At 60.1% G+C, this 22,267-nt stretch carries 17 protein-coding genes; 12 read left to right on the plus strand and 5 right to left on the minus strand.

The genetic code is table 11. The features are described from left to right. Positions 1-9 precede the first annotated feature (9 nt). The 8 genes from RBH10_RS05305 (at position 10) to RBH10_RS05340 (ending at position 8,427) form a co-directional block, all read left to right on the plus strand. Positions 10-147, plus strand: a complete 138-nt coding sequence (locus RBH10_RS05305; RefSeq protein WP_281038796.1) for a hypothetical protein — start codon at positions 10-12, stop codon at positions 145-147. Positions 148-159: 12 nt separating this feature from the next. Further along, positions 160-249, plus strand: a complete 90-nt coding sequence (gene kdpF, locus RBH10_RS05310) for a K(+)-transporting ATPase subunit F (RefSeq protein ID WP_006313429.1) — start codon at positions 160-162, stop codon at positions 247-249. Positions 250-333: 84 nt separating this feature from the next. Continuing rightward, entirely contained in the window at positions 334-2,037 is a 1,704-nt protein-coding gene (gene kdpA / locus RBH10_RS05315; RefSeq protein ID WP_281038797.1) for a potassium-transporting ATPase subunit KdpA, read from the plus strand. A 9-nt stretch (positions 2,038-2,046) separates the two neighbouring features. Beyond that, positions 2,047-2,211 (plus strand): hypothetical protein, encoded by a 165-nt coding sequence (locus tag RBH10_RS05320; protein WP_281038798.1) that lies wholly within the window; start codon positions 2,047-2,049, stop codon positions 2,209-2,211. Positions 2,212-2,255: 44 nt separating this feature from the next. Beyond that, entirely contained in the window at positions 2,256-4,340 is a 2,085-nt protein-coding gene (gene kdpB / locus RBH10_RS05325; RefSeq protein ID WP_281038799.1) for a potassium-transporting ATPase subunit KdpB, read from the plus strand. Between the two features lie 12 nt (positions 4,341-4,352). Then, positions 4,353-4,919 carry a potassium-transporting ATPase subunit KdpC gene (gene kdpC, locus RBH10_RS05330; RefSeq protein WP_281038800.1) on the plus strand — a complete coding sequence of 189 codons (567 nt, stop codon included), beginning with the start codon at positions 4,353-4,355 and terminating at the stop codon, positions 4,917-4,919. 55 nt (positions 4,920-4,974) lie between these two features. Then, positions 4,975-7,677: a sensor histidine kinase KdpD gene (locus tag RBH10_RS05335; RefSeq protein ID WP_281038801.1), complete on the plus strand. Its 2,703-nt coding sequence runs from the start codon at positions 4,975-4,977 to the stop codon at positions 7,675-7,677. Between the two features lie 60 nt (positions 7,678-7,737). After that, the gene (locus RBH10_RS05340; RefSeq protein ID WP_045023675.1) at positions 7,738-8,427 is read left to right on the plus strand and encodes a response regulator transcription factor; all 690 of its coding nucleotides are present in this window, start codon (positions 7,738-7,740) and stop codon (positions 8,425-8,427) included. A 36-nt stretch (positions 8,428-8,463) separates the two neighbouring features. Here RBH10_RS05340 and RBH10_RS05345 read toward each other — a convergent pair whose 3' ends face one another. Next, on the minus strand, positions 8,464-9,516 hold the full coding sequence (locus tag RBH10_RS05345) for a low specificity L-threonine aldolase (protein WP_281038802.1): 1,053 nt from the start codon (positions 9,514-9,516) through the stop codon (positions 8,464-8,466). 373 nt (positions 9,517-9,889) lie between these two features. On the opposite strand from RBH10_RS05345, the gene gltB reads away from it, so the two are divergent. From gltB to RBH10_RS05360, 3 genes are read left to right on the plus strand one after another with little or no spacing between them, the layout of a single operon-like run. After that, entirely contained in the window at positions 9,890-14,635 is a 4,746-nt protein-coding gene (gene gltB, locus RBH10_RS05350; protein WP_281038803.1) for a glutamate synthase large subunit, read from the plus strand. 8 nt (positions 14,636-14,643) lie between these two features. Further along, complete coding sequence (locus tag RBH10_RS05355; protein WP_281038804.1) at positions 14,644-14,802, plus strand: hypothetical protein; 159 nt, start codon at positions 14,644-14,646, stop codon at positions 14,800-14,802. Between the two features lie 15 nt (positions 14,803-14,817). After that, positions 14,818-16,272 (plus strand): glutamate synthase subunit beta, encoded by a 1,455-nt coding sequence (locus RBH10_RS05360; RefSeq protein ID WP_281038805.1) that lies wholly within the window; start codon positions 14,818-14,820, stop codon positions 16,270-16,272. A 113-nt stretch (positions 16,273-16,385) separates the two neighbouring features. Here the strand turns inward: RBH10_RS05360 and RBH10_RS05365 are convergent, their stop codons facing one another. From RBH10_RS05365 to RBH10_RS05380, 4 genes are all read right to left on the minus strand, one after another. Next, entirely contained in the window at positions 16,386-17,741 is a 1,356-nt protein-coding gene (locus RBH10_RS05365) for a HAMP domain-containing sensor histidine kinase (protein ID WP_281038806.1), read from the minus strand. Then, positions 17,738-18,412: a response regulator transcription factor gene (locus RBH10_RS05370; RefSeq protein ID WP_281038807.1), complete on the minus strand. Its 675-nt coding sequence runs from the start codon at positions 18,410-18,412 to the stop codon at positions 17,738-17,740. The genes RBH10_RS05365 and RBH10_RS05370 overlap by 4 nt, the downstream gene beginning before the upstream one ends. A gap of 202 nt (positions 18,413-18,614) precedes the next feature. Further along, a complete protein-coding gene (locus RBH10_RS05375) occupies positions 18,615-19,847 on the minus strand; it encodes an SGNH family hydrolase (protein ID WP_281038808.1) in 1,233 nt (410 codons plus the stop codon). A 64-nt stretch (positions 19,848-19,911) separates the two neighbouring features. Then, a complete protein-coding gene (locus RBH10_RS05380) occupies positions 19,912-21,135 on the minus strand; it encodes a lytic murein transglycosylase (RefSeq protein ID WP_045023777.1) in 1,224 nt (407 codons plus the stop codon). Positions 21,136-21,330: 195 nt separating this feature from the next. Here RBH10_RS05380 and galU point away from each other — a divergent pair, with 195 nt between their 5' ends. Next, positions 21,331-22,218, plus strand: a complete 888-nt coding sequence (gene galU, locus RBH10_RS05385) for a UTP--glucose-1-phosphate uridylyltransferase GalU (RefSeq protein ID WP_281038809.1) — start codon at positions 21,331-21,333, stop codon at positions 22,216-22,218. Positions 22,219-22,267 lie beyond the last annotated feature (49 nt).

A 22,267-nucleotide genomic window follows, 5' to 3' on the forward strand; every position in this document is an offset into this window, starting at 1 on the left:
ACGTCCCACATGACGGCGCTTTTCTTCCTGTCCGGCTCCTCGGTGAAAAAAGGAGTCCCATCGATGATGGACATTATTCTGATCGGCGCGGCGACGTTGTTCTTTGCGCTCTGCTTTGTCTATACGCGCGCCTGCGACCGGCTTTAGGCGGAGGTCGAGATGATATTCGATTATGTTCTGAGCGGTGCCGTGACCGTCTTTGTCGCCGCCTATCTCACATATGCTCTCATTCGCCCCGAACGCTTCTGATCGGGAAGCGGCCGTTCGAGCATCGGATTTTCCGAAAACCGCATGACATTTTTCGGTCCGATGCTTTATTGAAAGTTCAATACCATGACCCTCAATGGATGGTTTCAGGTTCTGCTTTTCTGCGGGATCGTTGTCGCGCTGGTGAAGCCGCTCGGCTTCTATATGGCGCGTGTTTATAGTGGCGAACGCACCCTGCTTTCGCCGGTTCTTGCCCCCGTCGAGCGTGGCCTTTACGCCCTTGCCGGGACGAGCGAGCGCGAGGAACAGCACTGGACGACCTATGCGGTTTCCATGCTCCTCTTCAACCTCTTCGGCTTTGCCCTGCTTTATGCGCTGATGCGCTTCCAGGGCGTGCTGCCATATAATCCGGAAGGAATGGCAGCAGTTGGACCTGAACTGTCGTTCAACACGGCAGTCAGCTTCGTCACCAATACCAACTGGCAGAATTATGGCGGCGAAAGCACCATGTCCTATCTGACCCAGATGGCCGGTTTCACCGTGCAGAATTTCGTTTCCGCCGCGACCGGCATGGCGATCGCCATCGGCCTTATCCGCGCTTTCGCGCGCGCGTCTGGCAAGGCCATCGGCAATTTCTGGGTGGATATGGTGCGCTCGACGCTCTACATCCTGCTGCCCGCCTGCATCGTGCTGACCCTGGTTTACGTATGGCTCGGCGTGCCGCAGACGCTTGGCGCTTATGTCGGTGCCCAGACGCTCGAAGGTGCGCGGCAGACGATCGCCGTCGGCCCCGTTGCGTCACAGCTGGCGATCAAGATGCTCGGCACCAATGGCGGCGGCTTCTTTAATGCCAATTCGGCGCATCCGTTCGAAAACCCTGATGCCATTTCCAACATGATCCAGATGGTGTCGATCTTCGCGATCGGCGCGGCCTTCACCAACGTTTTTGGCCGCATGGTCGGCAATGCTCGTCAGGGCTGGGCGATCCTCGCTGCCATGGGCGTTCTGTTCATCGCCGGCGTTGCCATCACCTATTGGGCGGAAGCGGCCGGAAACCCGATCATGCATAGCTTCGGCCTGGCCGGCGGCAACATGGAAGGCAAGGAAGCTCGCTTCGGCGTGGCGCTTTCGTCGCTCTTTGCGGTCATCACCACCGCCGCATCCTGCGGTGCGGTCAACGCCATGCATGGCAGCTTCACGGCGCTCGGCGGCCTTGTGCCGCTCATCAACATGCAGCTGGGTGAGGTGATCGTCGGCGGCGTCGGTGCAGGTTTCTACGGTATTCTCCTGTTCATCATCATCGCCATTTTCGTGGCGGGACTGATGGTTGGGCGCACACCGGAATATCTAGGTAAGAAGATCGAGGCCAAGGAAATGAAAATGGCGGTTCTGGCCATTCTCTGCCTGCCGCTCGCCATGCTTGCCTTCACCGCCACAGCCACCATCCTGCCCTCGGCTGTCGCGTCGATCGGCACGGCGGGCCCGCACGGGTTCTCCGAGATCCTCTATGCCTACACGTCGGCTGCCGCCAATAACGGTTCTGGCTTCGGCGGTCTCACGGGCAATACGACCTGGTACAACATCACGCTTGGTTTCGGCATGTTGATGGGACGCTTTCTGGTGATCATCCCCGCACTGGCAATTGCCGGTTCGCTGGTTGCCAAGAAGACCGTTCCGGCATCGGCGGGCACCTTTCCCACGGATGGTCCGCTGTTCGTTGGTCTGCTCGTCGGCACGATCCTTATCGTCGGTGGCCTTACCTTCCTGCCGGCCCTGGCGCTCGGTCCGGTCGTGGAGCATCTGGTCATGGCAGCCGGTCAGGTCTTTTGAGGTGGCGATATGACGAAGGACCCTTCCCGACATAACCGCACCCTTCCGGCTCGCACTGGTGCTCCTGTCAACAGGAGCGCCGGTCCCGGCGGCTGGTGCGCATCCAATCTCATTCTTGCGATGATGGCGGCCCTGTTCGCCGTCGTCTGCGCTCTCGAAGTTCTCACGGGCTGATCGACCCTCATCGGTCGCCCTGTTTCAAACGCTGGAGTCTCTTCATGAGCCATTCCAAACAAGCGAGCATCCTCGATTCTCGCATCCTCGTCCCGGCCCTTGCCGATGCATTTAAAAAGCTCAATCCGCGCACGCTTGCGCGCAATCCGGTCATGTTTGTCGTGGCGACCGTGTCCGTGCTGACGACCGTGCTGTTCATCCGCGATCTCATCGTCGGCAACGCAAATCTCGGCTTTTCCTTCCAGATCAATCTCTGGCTCTGGTTCACCGTGCTCTTCGCCAATTTCGCCGAGGCAGTTGCCGAAGGGCGCGGCAAGGCGCAGGCGGATTCGCTGCGCAAAGCCCGCACGGAAACCCAGGCGAAGCTGCTGACTGGCGATGACCGCGGCCAATATAAGATGGTGGCGGGCACCAGCCTGAAGGTGAACGATGTCGTTCTCGTCGAGGCCGGCGATATCATCCCCTCGGATGGTGAAGTCATCGAAGGTGTCGCCTCCGTCAACGAGGCGGCGATAACAGGCGAATCCGCCCCCGTCATTCGCGAATCCGGCGGCGACCGCTCGGCCGTCACGGGCGGCACGCAGGTCCTGTCGGACTGGATAAGGGTTCGCATTACCGCAGCTGCAGGCTCCACCTTCCTCGACCGGATGATTTCGCTCGTCGAAGGCGCTGAACGCCAGAAGACGCCGAACGAAATCGCGCTCAACATTCTGCTTGCAGGCATGACGCTGATCTTCGTTCTGGCCACGGCGACAATCCCGAGCTTTGCGGCCTATGCCGGTGGTTCGATCCCGATCATCGTGCTGGTGGCGCTGTTCGTGACGCTAATCCCAACGACGATCGGCGCCCTTCTGTCGGCCATCGGCATTGCCGGCATGGACAGGCTGGTGCGCTTCAATGTGCTTGCCATGTCTGGCCGCGCTGTCGAAGCCGCCGGCGACGTCGATACGCTGCTGCTCGACAAGACCGGCACCATCACGCTCGGCAACCGGCAGGCCACCGAATTTCGCCCCGTCACCGGTGTTTCCGCACAGGATCTGGCCGATGCGGCACAGCTTGCATCGCTTGCCGACGAGACGCCGGAAGGTCGTTCCATCGTGGTTCTCGCCAAGGAGAAATACGGTATCCGCGCCCGCGACATGCAGAAGTTGCACGCCACCTTCGTGCCGTTTACCGCCCAGACCCGCATGAGCGGTGTTGATTTCGAAGGCTCCTCCATCCGCAAGGGGGCGGTCGATGCCGTTCTTTCCTATATCGATGGCGGTGTTCCGCAACAGGGCAATGTGGCGCTGGCCGTTAAAAACGAAACAGATGCCACGCGCGACATTCGTGCGATCGCGGAAGAGATCGCCAAGACCGGCGGCACGCCGCTTGCCGTGGTGCGGGATGGAAAGCTGCTCGGCGTCGTGCAGCTGAAGGATATCGTCAAGGGCGGCATTCGCGAACGTTTCGCCGAGCTCCGCCGCATGGGCATCCGCACGGTGATGATCACCGGTGATAATCCGATGACCGCTGCGGCCATCGCGGCCGAGGCTGGCGTGGACGATTTCCTCGCCCAGGCGACGCCGGAAAACAAGCTGGACCTCATCCGCGAGGAACAGGCAAAGGGCAAGCTCGTCGCCATGTGCGGCGATGGCACGAACGACGCACCGGCGCTGGCGCAGGCCGATGTTGGCGTTGCCATGAATACCGGCACGGTTGCGGCACGTGAGGCGGGCAATATGGTCGATCTCGACAGCGACCCGACCAAGCTCATTGAGATCGTGGAAATCGGCAAGCAATTGCTGATGACGCGCGGCGCGCTGACCACATTCTCCATCGCCAACGACATCGCCAAATATTTTGCCATCATCCCGGCGATGTTCCTGGCCTTTTATCCGCAGCTCGGCGTGCTGAATGTGATGGGTCTTTCGACGCCGCAAAGCGCGATCCTGTCGGCCATCATCTTCAACGCGCTTATCATCATCGCGCTCATTCCGCTCTCGCTGAAGGGCGTCAAATACCGCCCGATCGGCGCCGGCGCGTTGCTCTCGCGCAATCTGGTTATCTATGGTTTCGGCGGCATCGTCGTGCCCTTCATCGGCATCAAGGCCATCGATCTCGCCATTACGGCACTCGGTCTCGTCTGAGGAGTAAAGAAAATGTTGAAACAGCTACGTCCCGCACTGGTCTTGATCCTCGCCACCACCGCCATAACCGGCCTTGCCTATCCTCTGGGGATGACGGGCCTCGCGCAGGCGATCTTTCCCTTCCAGGCGAATGGCAGTCTTGTCGAGAAGGGCGGCACGGTGGTGGGGTCGCAATTGATCGGGCAGGCCTTCACCGGCGAGAAATATTTCCACGGCAGGCCTTCCGCCGCCGGCGACGGCTACAATGCCGCTTCGTCTTCCGGCTCCAATCTCGGACCGACGAGCGCCAAGCTCATCGACCGGGTGAAGCAGGATTATGAGGCCGCAAAGGCCGAAAATCCCGCAGCCGAGGTTCCGGCCGATCTGGTGACGGCGTCCGGTAGCGGTCTCGACCCGCATGTATCGCCGCAGGCCGCCTATTTTCAGGTTTCCCGCGTCGCCAAGGCAAGGGGCGTGGATGAGGCATCGTTGCGCGCCATCGTCGAACGCCACGTCGAAGGGCCGGAACTCGGTTTCATGGGCGAACCAGTCGTAAATGTTCTGGCTCTCAACATGGCTCTTGACGCAGCCGGCTCATGACCTGAAATGGCTATGGCTTCTTTGGAGGCCATAGCCTCGACCACTGGTGGGTTAAATGCCTGATGATAATCGCGATATGCCGAGCAGACCGTCGCCGGATGCGTTGCTGGAAAACGCCCGGCGCGAGGCGCGGGGCCGGCTGAAGATTTTTCTTGGCGCAGCCCCCGGCGTCGGCAAGACCTATGAAATGCTGATGTCCGGCCGGGCAAAGCTTGCGGATGGCGTCGACACCATCATCGGTGTTGTGGAAACGCATGGCCGCAAGGAAACCGAAACGCTGGTGCAGGGTTTCGAAATCATTGCGCGCAGGCGCATCGATTATCGCGGCCAGGTGCTGGAAGAGATGGATATCGATGCCATCCTCGCCCGTCGCCCCTCTCTGGTGCTTGTCGATGAGCTGGCCCATACCAATGCCGCCGGCAGCCGCCACCCCAAGCGTTATATGGATGTTCAGGAAATCCTCGCGCAGGGTATTGATGTCTATACGACGCTCAACATCCAGCATGTCGAAAGCCTGAACGATGTCGTGGCGCAGATCACCCGTATCCGCGTGCGTGAAACGGTGCCGGACAGTATCATCGACCGCGCCGACGATGTTGAAATCATCGATATTACCCCCGACGATCTGATAAAGCGCCTGCAGGACGGCAAGGTCTACATGCCCCGCACCGCGCGGCGCGCCATCGAGAACTATTTTTCGCGCGGCAATCTGACGGCTTTGCGTGAACTTGCGCTGCGGCGCACGGCCCAGCGGGTCGACGAGCAATTGCTCAACCACATGCAGTCGCACGCCATTTCCGGCCCATGGGCGGCAGGTGACAGGGTTCTGGTCTGCCTCGATCATGGCGGCAACGGTCCGGGTCTGGTGCGATATGCCCGTCGGCAGGCGGATCGTCTGCGCGCGCCTTGGACGGCGCTGCATCTCGACACGCCCCGCTCGCAGCAACTGTCGGAAGTGGACAAGGACCGGTTGGCCGGCACCATGCGGCTCGCCCAGCAGCTCGGCGGCGAGACAGTGACCTTGCCGGCGCTCGATCTGACGCGAGAGATCATCTCCTACGCCAACGCCAATAATTTCACCCACATCATCATCGGCCGTCCCAGAAAATCCTGGTGGCAGAGAATTCTGCAGCGATCGCTGACGCATGATTTGATCGACCATGCCGGCGATATCAGCGTGCATGTCATTTCCGGCGATAAAAAAGAGGAAAAGCCGGCGCAGAGCGCGAAGCTTGCGTCGCCGCCATCGCGCCAGTCGCTGCGGGCCTATCTCAACAGCACCCTGTTCGTCGGGCTGGCGATAGTGGCCGGCATCGTGCTGGATCAGACGCTCGACGTCCAGAATCTGGCGCTCGTCTTCCTGATGGCGGTTCTGGCCGCTGCCGTGCGCGGCGGGTTGGGGCCGGCGCTTTATGCATCGGTGCTCGGTGCCGTCGCCTTCAACTTCTTCTTTCTGGAGCCGCGTTACACGCTGACGGTAAGTGCACCTGACAGCGTCGTTGCCCTGCTGTTTTATTTTGGCGTGGCGCTTATCGGTTCCAACCTGACGGTCGCCGTGCAGCGGCAGGCAGCATCTGCGCGGGCAAGGGCGCGAACCACCGAAGACCTTTATCTGTTTTCCAAAAAGCTGGCGGGCACCGGCACGCTGGACGACGTGTTGTGGGCAACCGCTTTCCAGATGGCGTCAATGCTGAACGTCCGGGTCGTCCTGCTTTTACCGGAAAACAATACGATAGTCGTCAAGGCAGGTTATCCCCCTGACGATACGCTGGTGGATGCGGATATTGCGGCGGCCCAATGGGCGTGGGAACACAACAAGGCCGCCGGCAGGGGCGCGGATACGTTGCCCGGTGCGAAACGCCTTTATCTGCCGCTGCGCACCGGTAGCGGCGCAGTCGGCGTGGTGGGACTGGACGACGACCGGCTCGGCCCGCTTCTGACACCGGAGCAGCAGCGCATGTTCGATGCACTGTCCGATCAGGCGGCACTCGCTATCGAGCGCATCCAGCTCGTCTCGGATGTCGACCGGGCAAGGCTTGCCGCCGAAACCGACCGGCTGCGCACCGCGCTTCTGACCTCCATCTCGCATGACCTCAAGACGCCGCTCGCCGCCATTCTGGGGTCGGCCGGAACGCTGAAGGATTTTGCCGACGACATTCCGCCCGATGCGCGCACCGAACTGCTTTCAACCATCGTCGAAGAATCCGAGCGGCTGAACCGCTTCATCGCCAACCTGCTCGACATGACGCGGATCGGTTCGGGCGCTATGGAGCCGAATTACGGGCTGCATTTCATCGGCGACATGGTCGGGACAGCACTTTCCCGCGCGGCGAAAATCGTTGTCAGGCACGAGATCGTTCTGGATATTCCCTCCGACCTGCCGATGCTGAAGGTCGATCCGGTGCTCTTCGAGCAGGTTCTGTTCAATCTCATCGACAATGCGGCCAAATACGCACCCGAACAAACCGCAATCGAGATTCGTGGCTGGCGGCTGGGCAGACATGTCTTCCTGTCCGTTGCGGATGAAGGGCCGGGGATTCCCCCTGATGATACGGAGCGGGTGTTCGACAGTTTCTACCGGGTGCGCAAGGCGGATCATGTGCAGGCCGGAACGGGTCTCGGGCTTTCCATCTGCAAGGGGTTCATCGAGGCCATGGGCGGGTCGATCCGCGCGGAAAACAGATCGGGCCGTTCAGGTGCGCAGTTTACCATCAGCTTGCCGGTTCCCAATGAGGCACCTGTGATAGATCATGATTAGGGCGCGATTTCAGGAGAGAATCACTCATCTGCTTCACCGAGCCGCTAAAGGAGATCGGGAATGACCAATTCCGCCGTCCGCATTCTGATCGTCGATGACGAGCCGCCGATCCGCAAGCTGTTGCGGGTGGGCCTCTCGACGCAGGACTATGCGGTCAGCGAAGCGATGAATGCCCGCGTCGCGATGGAACTGGTGAATGAGGACAAGCCCGATCTCGTGGTTCTCGATCTCGGCCTGCCGGATATGTCGGGCCATGATCTCCTGGCAAAATGGCGGGGCGAGGGGCTGGCCCTGCCCGTCATCATCCTTTCCAGCCGAACGGACGAGGCGGGTATCGTCAAGGCGCTGGAACTGGGGGCGGATGATTACATCACCAAGCCTTTTGGCATGAACGAGCTTGTCGCCCGCATTCGCGTCGCCTTGCGCCATCGCCTGCAGACGCAAGGGGAAAGGCCGGTGTTTCAGACCGGAGACCTGTCGGTGGATCTCGTCAGGCGTATCGTCAAGGTGGAGGACCGGGAGGTGAAGCTCTCGCCCAAGGAATATGACATCCTCAGGGTTCTGGTCCAGCATGCGGGCAAGGTGCTGACGCATCGTTTTCTGCTGGAACATGCGTGGGATGAACTGACCGACGTGCAATATTTGCGGGTCTACGTGCGCCAGCTTCGCCAGAAGATCGAAAAAACTCCGGATCAGCCGCGCTACATCCTGACGGAAACCGGCGTCGGTTACCGGCTTCAGGAGGTCTGAGGGCGCCGTCAGGATACGACGCCCGCAGGGATTTTGTCAGACGGCGGCGCAGATCGACAGGAATTCGTCCACGTCTGCCTCGGTTGTCGCGAAGCTGGTGACCATGCGGATCAGTACTTCGTCCTTTCCGACCTTTTCAGGCATGTCGCGCGGCACCAGCCAGTCGTAGAACTTGGCACCCTTTTCCGTGGCGGCCTCGGCGGCGGCTTTCGGCAAAATGGCGAAAACCTCGTTCGCCGTGGTCGGCCATGCCAAACGGGCGCTGTTGAGCGAGGCGAAACCGGCGCGCAGCCGGTTGGCCATGGCATTGGCATGGCTTGCGAGACCCAGCCACAGATCGTCCTGCAGATAAGCTTCGAATTGCGCGGCGATGAAGCGCGATTTCGAAAAAAGCTGTGCGGTGCGCTTGCGCAGGAAGGCGAAGTCTTTGGCAAGTGCGGGATCGAAAAACACGATGGCTTCCGCGCACCAGCAGCCGTTTTTCGTGCCGCCAAAAGACAGGACGTCGACGCCGCGCTTCCAGGTCATTTCCGCAGGCGTGGTGCCGAGCGCTGCAAGCGCATTGGCGAAGCGCGCGCCGTCCATGTGCAGCGGCAAGCCGTTCTCCTTGGCGATTTTGGCGATCGCGTCGATTTCATCGAGCGTATAGACCGTGCCGGCCTCGGTTGCCTGCGTCATCGTAATCGCTGCGGCGCGCCCATGGTGAACGGCGTCCTGCGGATAGCGCGCGATACGTTCAATCAGGTTTTCCGGCAACATCTTGCCATCAGGCCCTTCGACGGCGACCATGCGCATGCCGGAGAAGAAATCCGGTGCGCCGCACTCGTCCTCGATCACATGAGCTTCGGAATGACAGAAGGTCAGGCCGCCGGGGCGGGCGATGCTCGCCAGCGAAAGCGAGTTGGCCGCAGTGCCGGTGGCGACGAAGAACACCGCCACTTCGCGTTCGAATATTTCGTTGAAGCGCTTTTCTATGGAAAGGTCGAGGGCGCTGGTGCCATAGGCGGCCGCAAACCGGGTGGATTCCCGCGAAAGCCGTTCGTTGATGGCAGGGTGGGCGCCAGCCCAATTGTCTGAAGCAAAAAACATCTCTGTAGGCTTTCCGATGGCTGGGGTTCTGGTTTTGAAAATGCATGGGACGATGTTCGGCAAAGTTCTATGACCTAACATTGCGATTGGCAAATCCGGCAATGAAAGCAACGGGTCGGCACGATTTGCGACAAGAAAGTTTCGCGCAATAGGTCAGTATCGAAACTTCGCTGCAAAAGGGCCTATCGACTAATTGGATTCGCACCCTTGCTAAATCCGCCCGTTTCTGCCAAAATCCTACTGAATTGAGACAGCTTTGCTGTCCTAAATTTGACCAAGCCGGATTGAGTGCGGATTTTGCGGGAAGCGAAAATTCGTGTCGAGCCGGATCTTTGCATGAAACCATGCAAGTAATTTTGCAGGAGGGACAAAAATGATGAACAAGCCGCAGGCAGAGATTGCAGCCGCCGCCCTGACCACTGACTGTCCCACCGCGGCTGCGGCCGCACCCGTTTCTGCGAAGGGGCGTTTCGCGGGCGGTTTGCCGGAAAAGCAGGGTCTTTACGATCCGGCCAATGAACATGATGCCTGCGGCGTCGGCTTCGTTGCCCATATGAAGGGCGTCAAGTCGCACCAGATCGTCAAGGACGGCCTGTTCATCCTCGAAAACCTGACGCACCGTGGTGCTGTCGGTGCCGACCCGTTGATGGGCGATGGTGCTGGCATTCTCGTGCAGATCCCCGACCGCTTCTTCCGCGAAGAAATGGCGGCGCAGGGCGTGACGCTGCCAAAGGCTGGCGAATACGCTGTCGGCCACATCTTCATGCCGCGCGATCCGGCCCGCATCGAACACTATAAGAAGGTCATCATCGACGTCATCGGCGAGGAGGGGCAGCAGTTCCTCGGCTTCCGTGACGTTCCGGTCGACAATTCCTCGCTTTCCAGGGCGCCCGACATTGCCGGGACCGAACCGCACCACGTTCAGGTCTTCATCGGCGCCGGCCGCGATGCCGCGACCAATCATGACTTCGAGCGCAAGCTGTTCCTCATCCGCAAGGTTCTCTCCAACCGCATCTATGACGAGGGCGGCGGCAAGGAAACGCAGGATTTCTATCCCGTCTCGCTGTCCTCCTCCACCATCGTCTACAAGGGCATGTTCCTCGCCTATCAGGTTGGCGCCTATTACAAGGATCTGGCGGACCCGCGTTTCGAATCTGCAGTTGCGCTGGTGCATCAGCGTTTCTCCACCAACACCTTCCCCTCGTGGAAGCTGGCGCATCCTTACCGCATGGTCGCCCATAACGGCGAGATCAACACGCTGCGCGGCAACGTCAACTGGATGGCGGCGCGTCAGGCATCCGTTTCGTCGGCGCTGTTCGGCGACGACATCTCCAAGCTCTGGCCGATCTCCTATGAAGGCCAGTCGGATACCGCCTGCTTCGACAACGCGCTCGAATTCCTCGTGCGCGGCGGTTACTCCATGGCGCATGCCGTGATGATGCTGATCCCGGAAGCCTGGTCGGGCAACCTGTCCATGTCGGCGGAGCGCAAGGCGTTTTACGAATATCATGCTGCGCTGATGGAGCCGTGGGACGGCCCCGCCGCCGTTGCCTTCACCGATGGCAAGCAGATCGGCGCGACGCTCGATCGTAACGGCCTGCGCCCGGCGCGTTATCTCGTCACCGACGACGATCGTGTCATCATGGCATCCGAAGCCGGCACACTGCCGGTGCCGGAGGAGCGGATCATCAAGAAGTGGCGTTTGCAGCCGGGCAAGATGCTGCTGATCGACATGGAAAAGGGCTCGATCATTTCCGATGAGGATGTGAAGCACGAACTTGCCGCCAAGCATCCTTACCGCACCTGGCTCGACCGCACGCAGCTCATTCTTGAGGATCTGAAGCCCGTGGAGCCGCGCGCGCTGCGCCGCGACGTGTCGCTGCTCGATCGTCAGCAGGCCTTCGGTTACACCAGCGAAGATACGAAGCTCTTGATGTCGCCGATGGCGACGACGGGCCAGGAAGGCATCGGCTCGATGGGCACCGATACGCCGATTTCGGCGATGTCGGACAAGTCGAAGCTGCTTTACACCTATTTCAAGCAGAACTTCGCGCAGGTCACCAATCCGCCGATCGACCCGATCCGCGAAGAGCTGGTGATGAGCCTCGTCTCGTTCATCGGCCCGCGCCCGAACCTTCTCGATCACGAAGGTGCGGCCCGCGCCAAGCGTCTGGAAGTGCGCCAGCCGATCCTGACCAATGGTGATCTGGAAAAGATCCGCTCCATTGGCCACACGGAAGACCGTTTCGACACCAAAACGCTCGACTTCACCTATGATGTGGAGCGCGGTGCGGAAGGCATGCCTGACATGCTCGACCGCCTGTGCGAGCGGGCTGAATCCGCCGTTCGTGGTGGCTACAACATCATCGTTCTTTCCGACCGCCAGCTCGGCCCGGACCGCATTGCGATCCCGGCGCTTCTGGCGACGGCCGCCGTGCACCATCACCTCATCCGCAAGGGTCTGCGCACCTCGGTCGGTCTCGTGGTCGAAACCGGTGAACCGCGCGAAATCCACCATTTCTGTCTGCTCGCCGGTTATGGCGCGGAGGCAATCAACCCCTATCTCGCTTTCGATACGCTTCTCGACATGCATAAGCACGGTGCGTTCCCGAAGGAAGTGTCCGACGACGAAGTCGTTTATCGCTACATCAAGGCGGTTGGTAAGGGTATCCTCAAGGTCATGTCCAAGATGGGCATTTCCACCTACCAGTCCTATTGCGGCGCGCAGATTTTCGACGCCATCGGCCTGTCTTCGGAATTCGTAGAGAAGTACTTCTTCGGCACCGCCACCTCTATCGAGGGCGTCGGCTTGACCGAAATCGCCGAAGAAACGGTAACGCGCCACACGGCGGCCTTCGGCAAGGATCCGATCCTCGCCACCACGCTCGATATCGGCGGCGAATATGCCTATCGCATACGCGGCGAAAGCCACGCCTGGACGCCGGATGCCGTTGCTTCGCTGCAGCACGCCGTGCGTGGCAACAGCCAGGATCGCTACCGCGAATTTGCCGTCATGGTGAACGAGACGGCGCTGCGCATGAACACCATTCGCGGCCTGTTCAAGGTGAAGTCGGCGGAAGCGCTCGGCCGCAAGCCGATCTCCATCGATGAGGTCGAGTCGGCGACGGACATCGTCAAGCGGTTCTCCACCGGCGCCATGTCCTTCGGCTCCATCAGCCGTGAGGCGCATACGACGCTCGCTATCGCCATGAACCGCATCGGCGGCAAGTCCAACACCGGTGAGGGCGGCGAAGAATCCGACCGCTACCTGCCGCTGCTGAACGGCAAGCCGAACCCGGAACGCTCTGCCATCAAGCAGATCGCATCCGGCCGCTTTGGCGTGACGACCGAATATCTGGTCAATGCCGACATGTTGCAGATCAAGGTGGCACAGGGTGCCAAGCCCGGTGAGGGCGGACAGTTGCCCGGCCACAAGGTGGATGCGACTGTCGCCAAGACCCGGCATTCGACGCCGGGCGTCGGCCTCATCTCGCCGCCGCCGCATCACGATATCTACTCCATCGAAGATCTGGCGCAGCTGATCTACGATCTGAAGAACGTTAACCCGGAAGCCGATGTTTCGGTGAAGCTGGTATCGGAAGTGGGTGTCGGTACGGTTGCGGCCGGTGTGGCCAAGGCACGCGCCGACCATATCACCGTTTCCGGTTTCGATGGCGGTACGGGCGCTTCGCCGCTCACCTCGCTGAAGCACGCGGGTTCGCCGTGGGAAATCGGCCTCGCCGAAACCCAGCAGACGCTGGTGCTGAACGGCCTTCGCTCGCGTGTTGCGCTACAGGTGGACGGCGGTCTGAAGACCGGCCGCGACGTCATCATCGGCGCGCTGCTCGGTGCGGATGAATTCGGCTTTGCCACCGCGCCGCTGATTGCGGCCGGCTGCATCATGATGCGCAAGTGCCACCTCAACACCTGCCCCGTCGGCGTCGCCACGCAGGACCCGGTTCTGCGCAAGCGCTTCAAGGGCACGCCGGAACACGTCATCAACTACTTCTTCTTCGTTGCCGAAGAAGTGCGCGAAATTCTGGCCTCGCTTGGCGTTACCAAGCTGGACGAGATCATCGGCGCTTCCGAACTGCTCGAAAAGGATGAGATGCTGGCGCACTGGAAGGCCAAGGGTCTGGATTTCAGCCGCATCTTCCACAAGGTCGAGGCTCCGAAAGACGCGACCTTCTGGACCGAGCGCCAGAAGCACCCGATCGACGACATTCTCGATCGCAAGCTGATCGAAAAGTCCCTGCCGTCGCTGGAAAACCGCGAACCCGTGGTGTTCGAAGTGCCGATCCGGAACGTCGACCGCTCCGCCGGCGCCATGCTATCAGGCGCGCTTGCCAAGCGTTGGGGCCACAAGGGCCTGAAGGACGACACGATCCACGTGACGCTGCGCGGCACGGCGGGACAGTCCTTCGGCGCGTTCCTGGCTCGCGGCATCACTTTCGATCTGGTAGGCGACGGCAACGACTATGTCGGCAAGGGTCTGTCGGGTGGCCGCATCATCGTGCGCCCGCCGGAAAATACCCGTATCGTTGCGGAAAACTCGATCATCGTCGGCAACACCGTTCTCTATGGTGCGATCACCGGCGAGTGCTATTTCCGCGGTGTTGCGGGTGAGCGCTTTGCGGTGCGCAACTCCGGCGCCGTCGCTGTTGTCGAAGGTGTCGGCGATCATGGTTGCGAATACATGACGGGCGGCATCGTGGTCGTTCTCGGTGAAACGGGCCGTAACTTCGCGGCCGGCATGTCCGGTGGCGTGGCTTACGTTCTCGACGAGAAGGGCGATTTCGCCACCCGCTGCAACATGGCCATGGTCGAGCTCGAGCCGGTTCCGGAAGAGGACGACATGCTTGAGAAGCTGCACCATCACGGCGGCGACCTCATGCACAAGGGACGTGTTGACGTCTCCGAGGACATGACGCGCCACGACGAGGAGCGTCTTTATCAGCTCATCTCCAACCACTTCCACTACACGAATTCGTCGCGTGCCAAGGATATACTCGATCGCTGGAGCGAGTTCCGTCCGAAGTTCCGCAAGGTCATGCCGGTCGAATACCGTCGTGCGCTTGAGGAAATGGAGCGCATGCGCATGGGCGTGGCGGCGGAGTAATCCGCCGCGTGAGGACACTACACCAACTGGTCTCGCTGATGATCGCGGTCGCCGTTCCCGCGGCGATCTATTGGACAAGCGGCGAGACCGGATTTGAGTTCATCGTATTGGGGGCGGTTATTGGTTTCGCCACCTGGTACTGGGGCCCGACAGGCGCTCCGCTTTGATGTGAGGACATATACGTGGGCAAGGTAACAGGTTTTCTGGAAATCGACCGGCAGGTGGGCAAGTATCAGCCCGCATCGGATCGTATCCGCCATTTCCGCGAATTCACCATTCCGATGTCGGATGCCGAGGTGCAGAAGCAGGCGGCACGCTGCATGGATTGCGGCATTCCATACTGTCACGGCCCGACGGGCTGTCCCGTGCACAACCAGATCCCCGACTGGAACGATCTGGTCTATAACAACAACTGGGAAGAGGCGATCCGCAACCTCCACTCCACCAACAACTTCCCGGAATTCACCGGTCGCGTCTGTCCCGCACCCTGCGAGGAAGCCTGTACGCTGAACCTCGAGGATGCGCCGGTCGCGATCAAGACCGTCGAACAGGCGATCGCCGACAAGGCTTACGAATTGGGCTTCATCGTGCCGAAGCCGGCGACGATCCATACCGGCAAGAAGGTCGCCATCATCGGTTCCGGCCCGTCCGGCATGGCGGCTGCGCAGCAGCTTGGCCGCGCCGGTCATGAGGTTCATGTCTATGAGCGGGAGACAAAGCCCGGCGGGTTGCTGCGTTACGGCATTCCGGATTTCAAGATGGAGAAGAACTTCATCGACCGCCGTGTCGAGCAGATCAAGGGTGAAGGCGTTACCTTCCATTGCGGCGTTAATGTCGGCGTGGATGTGACGGTTGAAGCGCTTCTGGCCGATCACGATGCAGTTCTTTATTGCGGCGGTTCGGAAACCCCGCGCCCGGCCGGTATCGGCGGTGCCGATTTCAATGGCGTTTATGACGCCATGCCTTATCTCGTGCAGCAGAACCGTCGCGTCGGCCGTGAAAACATCGACAGCATCGGCTGGCCGGCCGATCCGATCCTCGCCGGCGGCAAACATGTTGTCGTCGTTGGTGGTGGTGACACGGCCTCTGACTGCGTTGGCACGGCTTTCCGTCAGGGTGCGGTGAAAGTCACGCAGCTCGACATCCGCCCGATGCCGCCGGAAAAGGAAGACAAGCTCGCGGTCTGGCCCTTCTGGGCAACCAAGATGCGCACCTCGTCCTCGCAGGCCGAAGGTGCCGTTCGCGAGTTCCAGGTCGCCACGCTTGAATTCGTTGGCGAAGACGGCGTTCTGACCGGCGTAAAGTGCTGTCAGGTGGATGATCGTCGCAAGCCCATCGCCGGCACGGAATTCATCATCAAGGCCGATCTCGCCTTCATCGCCATCGGTTTCTCCGGTCCTTTCACGGATGGCGTGCTGAAGGAAATGGACGGCAAGCTGTCGCTCAATACCGATCGTCGCGGCTCCACCAACGTGATCGCCAACGAAACGGACTACAAGACCTCCGTTGATAAGCTGTGGGCGGCGGGTGACGTTCGCCGTGGCCAGTCGCTGGTGGTCTGGGCGATCCGCGAAGGCCGTCAGGCGGCGCGTGCGATCGACGAAGAGCTGATGGGCGCAACCGTCCTGCCGCGCTGAGGGAGTTGAGGCGGCGCAAGCCGCCATGACCAAAAGCGAAAGGCCTGTTGTGAGTGATACAACAGGCCTTTTGTTTGACTGGAAACCGTAGCGAAAACTGCGAAGGCGCTGTTTCAGCAATAGGGGAGGCTGATGCGGAAGCAAGCGCCGCCGGTGGTGGAATCGCTGATGGAAATCTCGCCGCCGTGGTAGCGGACGATTTCCTGAACGAGGTTGAGACCAAGCCCGGTGCCGCGATCCTTCGGCTTCAGTCTGTGGAAAGCGTCGAATACAAGCTCCCTGTCCGCTTCGGCAATTCCGTTGCCTTCGTCGCATATGTCGATCACGCGGTTCACCGCGACTTTTATGGTGATCGTGCCGCGATTGCCGCCATGTTCGATGGCATTTTGAACGATGTTCATAAGGGCGCGTTGCAGTGAGGCTTCGTCGGCAAGGGCAAGGATCGGTTCCTCTTCCGGTTCGAACGAAATCTCGTAGCCTTGAGAGATTGCAAGCGGGGCCATATCCGCGACGACGGACCTGCACAGGTTGACAAGATCAAGCGGAATGAGCGGCGCCTTTTGTCCGCCAAGACGTTGCAGATCGAGCAATTGTTCGGCCAACACGGCGATACGGCTGGCATCCGCCAATATCCTGCTCCGGGCCGGGCCGTCCAGCAGCGTTTCAACGCGGGTCTGGAGAATGGCGACCGGGGTTCGCAATTCATGGGCGGCGTCGAGAATGAAGCGCTTGTGCCGCTCGTAACCATCGTCCAGCCGTTGCAACGCGCCGTTGACGGCATGCACGAGCGGTTGCACTTCTCTTGGAATGTCGTCATCCGGCAGTCGATATCCGCGTCTGTCGATGTCGATGCTTTCAGCCGTCCGCGCAATGGAGGAAAGGGCGAGAAACTCCCTGCGGATGATCCACGGAATGGTCACGATCGTGACTATGGACATGAGAATGAGGACCGGCATGATCAATATGTTGGAGAACAGCAGAACGGGGAAGGTCATGCTGAACGGGCCACCTTTGCCGACCATGACGAATTCTCCGGCTGGCCCGGAAGCACGGCGAACGACGGCGATGCGCACCACGGCAAGATAGGAATAGGAAAGCGCCGCGTCGCGCACGTCGGAGACCCTGACGTCGCTAAGTTGCTGATCCATGTTGCTGAATGCTTCAGGCACCTGCCCGCCCTGCACGATCTCGCCTTTTTCGCTGACCGCGACGAACCAGAAATCGGAGGTGCTGCTGCGCAGGTTGATGAACTCAGGTGTTTCTTTGAGAACCAGCCGATTATCTTCATCACGCACGATTGCGTTGGCGGTTATCTGGGCTGCCTCGGGACTGAGCAGCGCGCTGCCCGCACCGCCACTTGACATATAGGTGATGATGGCTGCGGTGACGATGAAGAGGCTACCGATCTGGAACAGCAGCAATTGAATGGTCAGGCGGCGCTTGAGCGATTTCCTCCTGGTCAACTTCATGAGGCCGCCCTCAGAAGATACCCAACGCCACGAATGCCGTGAACCTCAAGACCCGCATCTGCGGCCTGCAATTTGCGGCGCAGACGGGAAATATGGGAATCGAGCGCATTGGACTGGATTTCGTCGTCGAAATTATAGACGGCCTCTTCCAGCACCGACCGCAACACTGTCCTGCCTTGCCGCCGCAACAGGGCTTCGAGAATGAGCAATTCGCGTCTGGTCAGGGGAAGAAACTCGCCCTTGATGCGCACTTCGCGGGTTTCGAAGCAAAATTCCAGCTTGCCCAGCTTTGCCGTCATCGTCACGGAGCCGGCCGGCCGTCGCATCAGGGCGCGGATGCGGGCAAGAAGCTCCTCGACGGCAAACGGCTTGGCCAGATAATCGTCCGCGCCAAGGTTCAGGCCGTTCACCCGATCCGCAAGCGTGCCCTGTGCCGTCAACACGATAACGGGCGGGGTAACGGGCAACAAACGCAGGTCTTCTATAAGCTGGATGCCGTCGCCATCCGGCAATTGCCGGTCAAGCACGACTAGATCGTGAACGCTGTCCATGATCGCATGACGGGCAAGGTCGAGTGTGCCGACATTATCCACGATGATATCGAACCGGTGCAGGGCGGCGGAAAGGGCTGCTGCCATTTCGCGTTCGTCTTCAACAAGCAGCAGGCGCATGAATTCGTCTCGGCAATGTCTGGCGTGGACCTTCCGGGCCGGAAGGGACGCGGGGCGTCAGATAAATATCACCATGCAGGAAAGGTCGGGCAGGAGAAGGCAAGTGGCCGCCCCCGCATTCCTGCAAAGATGTGCTTATCCTGCCATTGCCGGATTGCCTAAACATTACGCCCGTCGGGACGTTATGCGCAGAGAAGGGGCCTTATTGCCGGGCCTGTGCCGTATCCGGGACCACGCGGTAGTCATCAATACGACCCGCCGGGGCGTCAGCCATCTCGCCCCGTTTGGTCAAACGTTCGCGTGGCGATTCCACCACCGACACGCGAGACGGTCCGGCGGTCGGAGGAACATCGCCAAGCAGCTTGTCGCCGCCATCAAGCGCTGGATCGGTCAGGCTGATCGGCTGCGTGCGCACCAGCCCCGCATCGATGCCGAGTGCGGGTAGGGAGGTGAGCGCTGGCAGATTGCTGCCGTCCAGTTTCACGAGGTCCGGCCCGGCGCTGTCGAGGTGCCTGCGCACGAATTTCTCGACGTAGAAAGCAAGCTTGCGTTTGCCGGCCTGCGTCATGCCGACGCCATCCGCCTCGCGCAGGCGGGCCTGCTGGCCGTTCATGTCGTAACCGGTGATGACGAATTTTCCCGCCTCGTCGACGAAGCCGTCCCAGACGTCCACGAATTCGCCGCCGTATTTTTCGACGTGGTTGCGATAAAGCCGGTTGAAACCGACGAGATCGGCCGTGAGCGACGGCGACTGGAAGGCGGGCAGGCCAACCCACAGCAGCGGCACCTTCGGCCGGCCGGCAAGGGTCAGAAGTTCATCGATCCGCCGCTCATACTCCTTGAACCAGACATCGGTGCCGAATTTTTCCCTGATATCACCGATCTGCATCTGCTGGCGATCGTTCGATCCCATCATGATGACGATGGTGGCGGGATTGGTCTCGGTGATGAATTGCGGCAGGTTGACGAACCAGTCGTAATAATCCGTGCGAACGAGGCCGGAGGAACCGTTTGCGCGCACATCGACGGTAATGGCCGGCGAACCGGCAAAGGCGTTGACCAGTTCTTCCCCCATGCCGCCGGCCAAAAAATCACCGATGACCAGAACGCGCCTTGCGTTTTCAAGCTTGGCGGTCGGCTCCGGTTTTATGGTTCGCATCTGAACCACCGAAGGGGCTTTCCTCGTGGGCTGCGGGCGGGTGATCGATCTTTCGCGTGGGGCCGCAGGGAAATCCCGGCGGCTGCGGGGCTGATAGTCGCGGCTGGGCGCATCCTCCCGGCCTACGGGCCTGCCGAACAGCATTTCGAACAGGGTGCGCCGTTCCTGGGCAAAGGTTTGCGAAGGGACGAGCGGCGTGCACAAGGCAGCACAAAGAAGGATGACGCAGACGCGCCAGCTCGTCTTTCCGCTTTTTACCGCAGGTTTCCCACTCATGATATCGACCTTTCCGGATGGTTCGGCGGCGTTGATGACCGTCACCGAATTCGCCGGCACATTATCAATTGCGCAGGGCTCTCAGCAATCGCTGCGACGGTTGACCGTCGGTTTCCAGGCCCATGCGCGACTGGATGGCGCTGATGGCGGCCTTTGAACCGGAGCCGAAATTGCCGTCAACCTCGCCGTCGTAATAGCCCAGTTCCTTCATGCGGGTCTGGAGTTCGAATTTTTCACGAATATCCAGCGTGCCATCCGGACGCGGCCATTTCTGCTGCATGCCGCCATAACCGGCAATCTCATCCGCGAGCAGGCCGACGGCCAGCGCATAGCTGTCGGATGCATTGTATTTCTTGATGGTGAAGAAGTTTTTCATCATCAGGAAACCGGGGCCGTTTGCTCCACCCTGCAGTTTCAGCATGGCGCGATCGGAGCCGCGCGTGAAATTCTTGCCGTTCGGGCGGGCGAAACCGAGCTTCGTCCACTCTGCGATGGACTTCGTCTGCCCCTCGTAACGGGCGCCGCCACGCGGCACAGCGGTTTCATAACCCCAGGTCCGGCCTGGCTCCCAACCGTTCTTCGCGAGAAGATTGGCGGCCGTCGCCAGTGCGTCCGGAACCGAGTGCCAGATGTCGCGCTTGCCGTTGCCATCAGCATCCACAGCATAAAGCAGGTAGCTGGTCGGAATGAACTGGGTGTGGCCCATCGCGCCTGCCCAGGAACCCGTCAGCTGCTTTGGCGTCACATCGCCCGCCTGAAGGATTTTGAGCGCGGCGATCAATTGCGTGCGCGCGAACTTGGCGCGTTTGGGGTCGGAATAGGCGAGTGTGGCGAGTGCCTGCGGAATATTGTGCAGGCGCTCCGGCTTTTCGAGAACCGCGCCGTAATTCGATTCCATCGACCAGATGGCGAGAATGATATGTTTGTCGACGTTGAAGTTGCGCTCGATCCAGTTGAGCGTCGTCGCGTGTTTCATCTTCATTTCCCGGCCGATGCGCACCGTGTACGGGTTGACGCGGGAATCGAGATAATCCCAGATCTGGGTGGTGAATTCCGGCTGGAAGGTCGCCTTGCGCAGCGCGTCCGGATCCGGTTCGCTGACGCCGGCAAAGGCTTTCTGGTAGGTCGCCTTGCTAATGCCTTCTTTGGCGGCTGTTGCGTAGAACTGGTTGATCCACTGCTTGAACCCTGCATCGGCCCGGGCCGAGACGGGGGCCAGCGAGATCGCCAGACCTGCAACCATCATGCAGCCGAATTTGCGGACATTTGAAAGGATCGTCTTTGTCATCGTCAGTCTTTCGTTCTCTCGAATATCATTTCGATTGCGAAAACGCATCGGGCGTCGTCATGGATAACAAAAGAATGTCAACAAATTCTTTACCATTAATAGATGGTAGCGTCACCCTTTACAAAACGTTGTTATTTTTGAAATAACAACGTCGTGCGGGGATTGTGATCAAGTTTTATCTCTCAGGAGGGATATGTGGTAGAACAGAAGAAAATTCGGAAGGCCGTATTTCCGGTCGCAGGTCTCGGTACACGTTTCCTGCCTGCAACCAAGGCGGTTCCGAAAGAAATGCTCACTGTCGTTGACAAGCCGGTCATTCAATACGTCGTCGACGAGGCGGCGGAAGCGGGCATCGAGCATTTTGTATTTGTCACCGGCCGCGGCAAGGCGGTGATCGAAGATTATTTTGATATTCAATTTGAACTCGAACAAATGCTGCGCGAGCGCAACAAGAATGCCGAGCTGACATTGCTGGCCGGCCTTCTGCCCAAGGCGGGCACGGCAAGCTTCACGCGCCAGCAGGTGCCGCTTGGTCTTGGCCATGCGGTCTGGTGTGCGCGTGATATCGTCGGCGACGAGCCTTTCGCCGTGCTGTTGCCTGACATGATCATGCACTCGCAGAAAAGCTGCCTCAAGGGCATGGTCGAACTTTACGACCAGACCGCCGGCAACGTCATCGCGGTGCAGGAATGCGCCCCTGATCAGACGCATAAATACGGCATTGTTGGCGTGGGTAACGCCGTGGGCGAAGGTTTCAAGATCACCGAAATGGTCGAGAAGCCTGCCAAGGGTACGGCACCGTCGAATTTCTACATCAACGGTCGCTACATCCTTCAGCCCGAGATTTTCGATATTCTCGAAAATCAGGAACGGGGCGCCGGCAACGAAATCCAGCTGACGGACGGCATGTTGACGCTTGCCAAGTCGCAGGAATTCGCCGGCTATCATTTCCGTGGCCAGACATTCGATTGCGGCGCTAAGGATGGTTTCATTCTTGCCAACGTCGCCTTCGCTCTCGAACGCGCCGATATCCGCCCCGCGATCGAGGAGCCGATCAAGGCTTTGATCGACGGGCTGAAGTAATTCACCAGAATATACGACGGGATCCCGGCCTTCGCGCCGGGATTTCTGT

Origin of the sequence: Rhizobium sp. AN73, from assembly GCF_030757975.1 — a bacterium.
In the GTDB taxonomy this organism is placed as follows: Bacteria; Pseudomonadota; Alphaproteobacteria; order Rhizobiales; family Rhizobiaceae; genus Agrobacterium; species Agrobacterium arsenijevicii.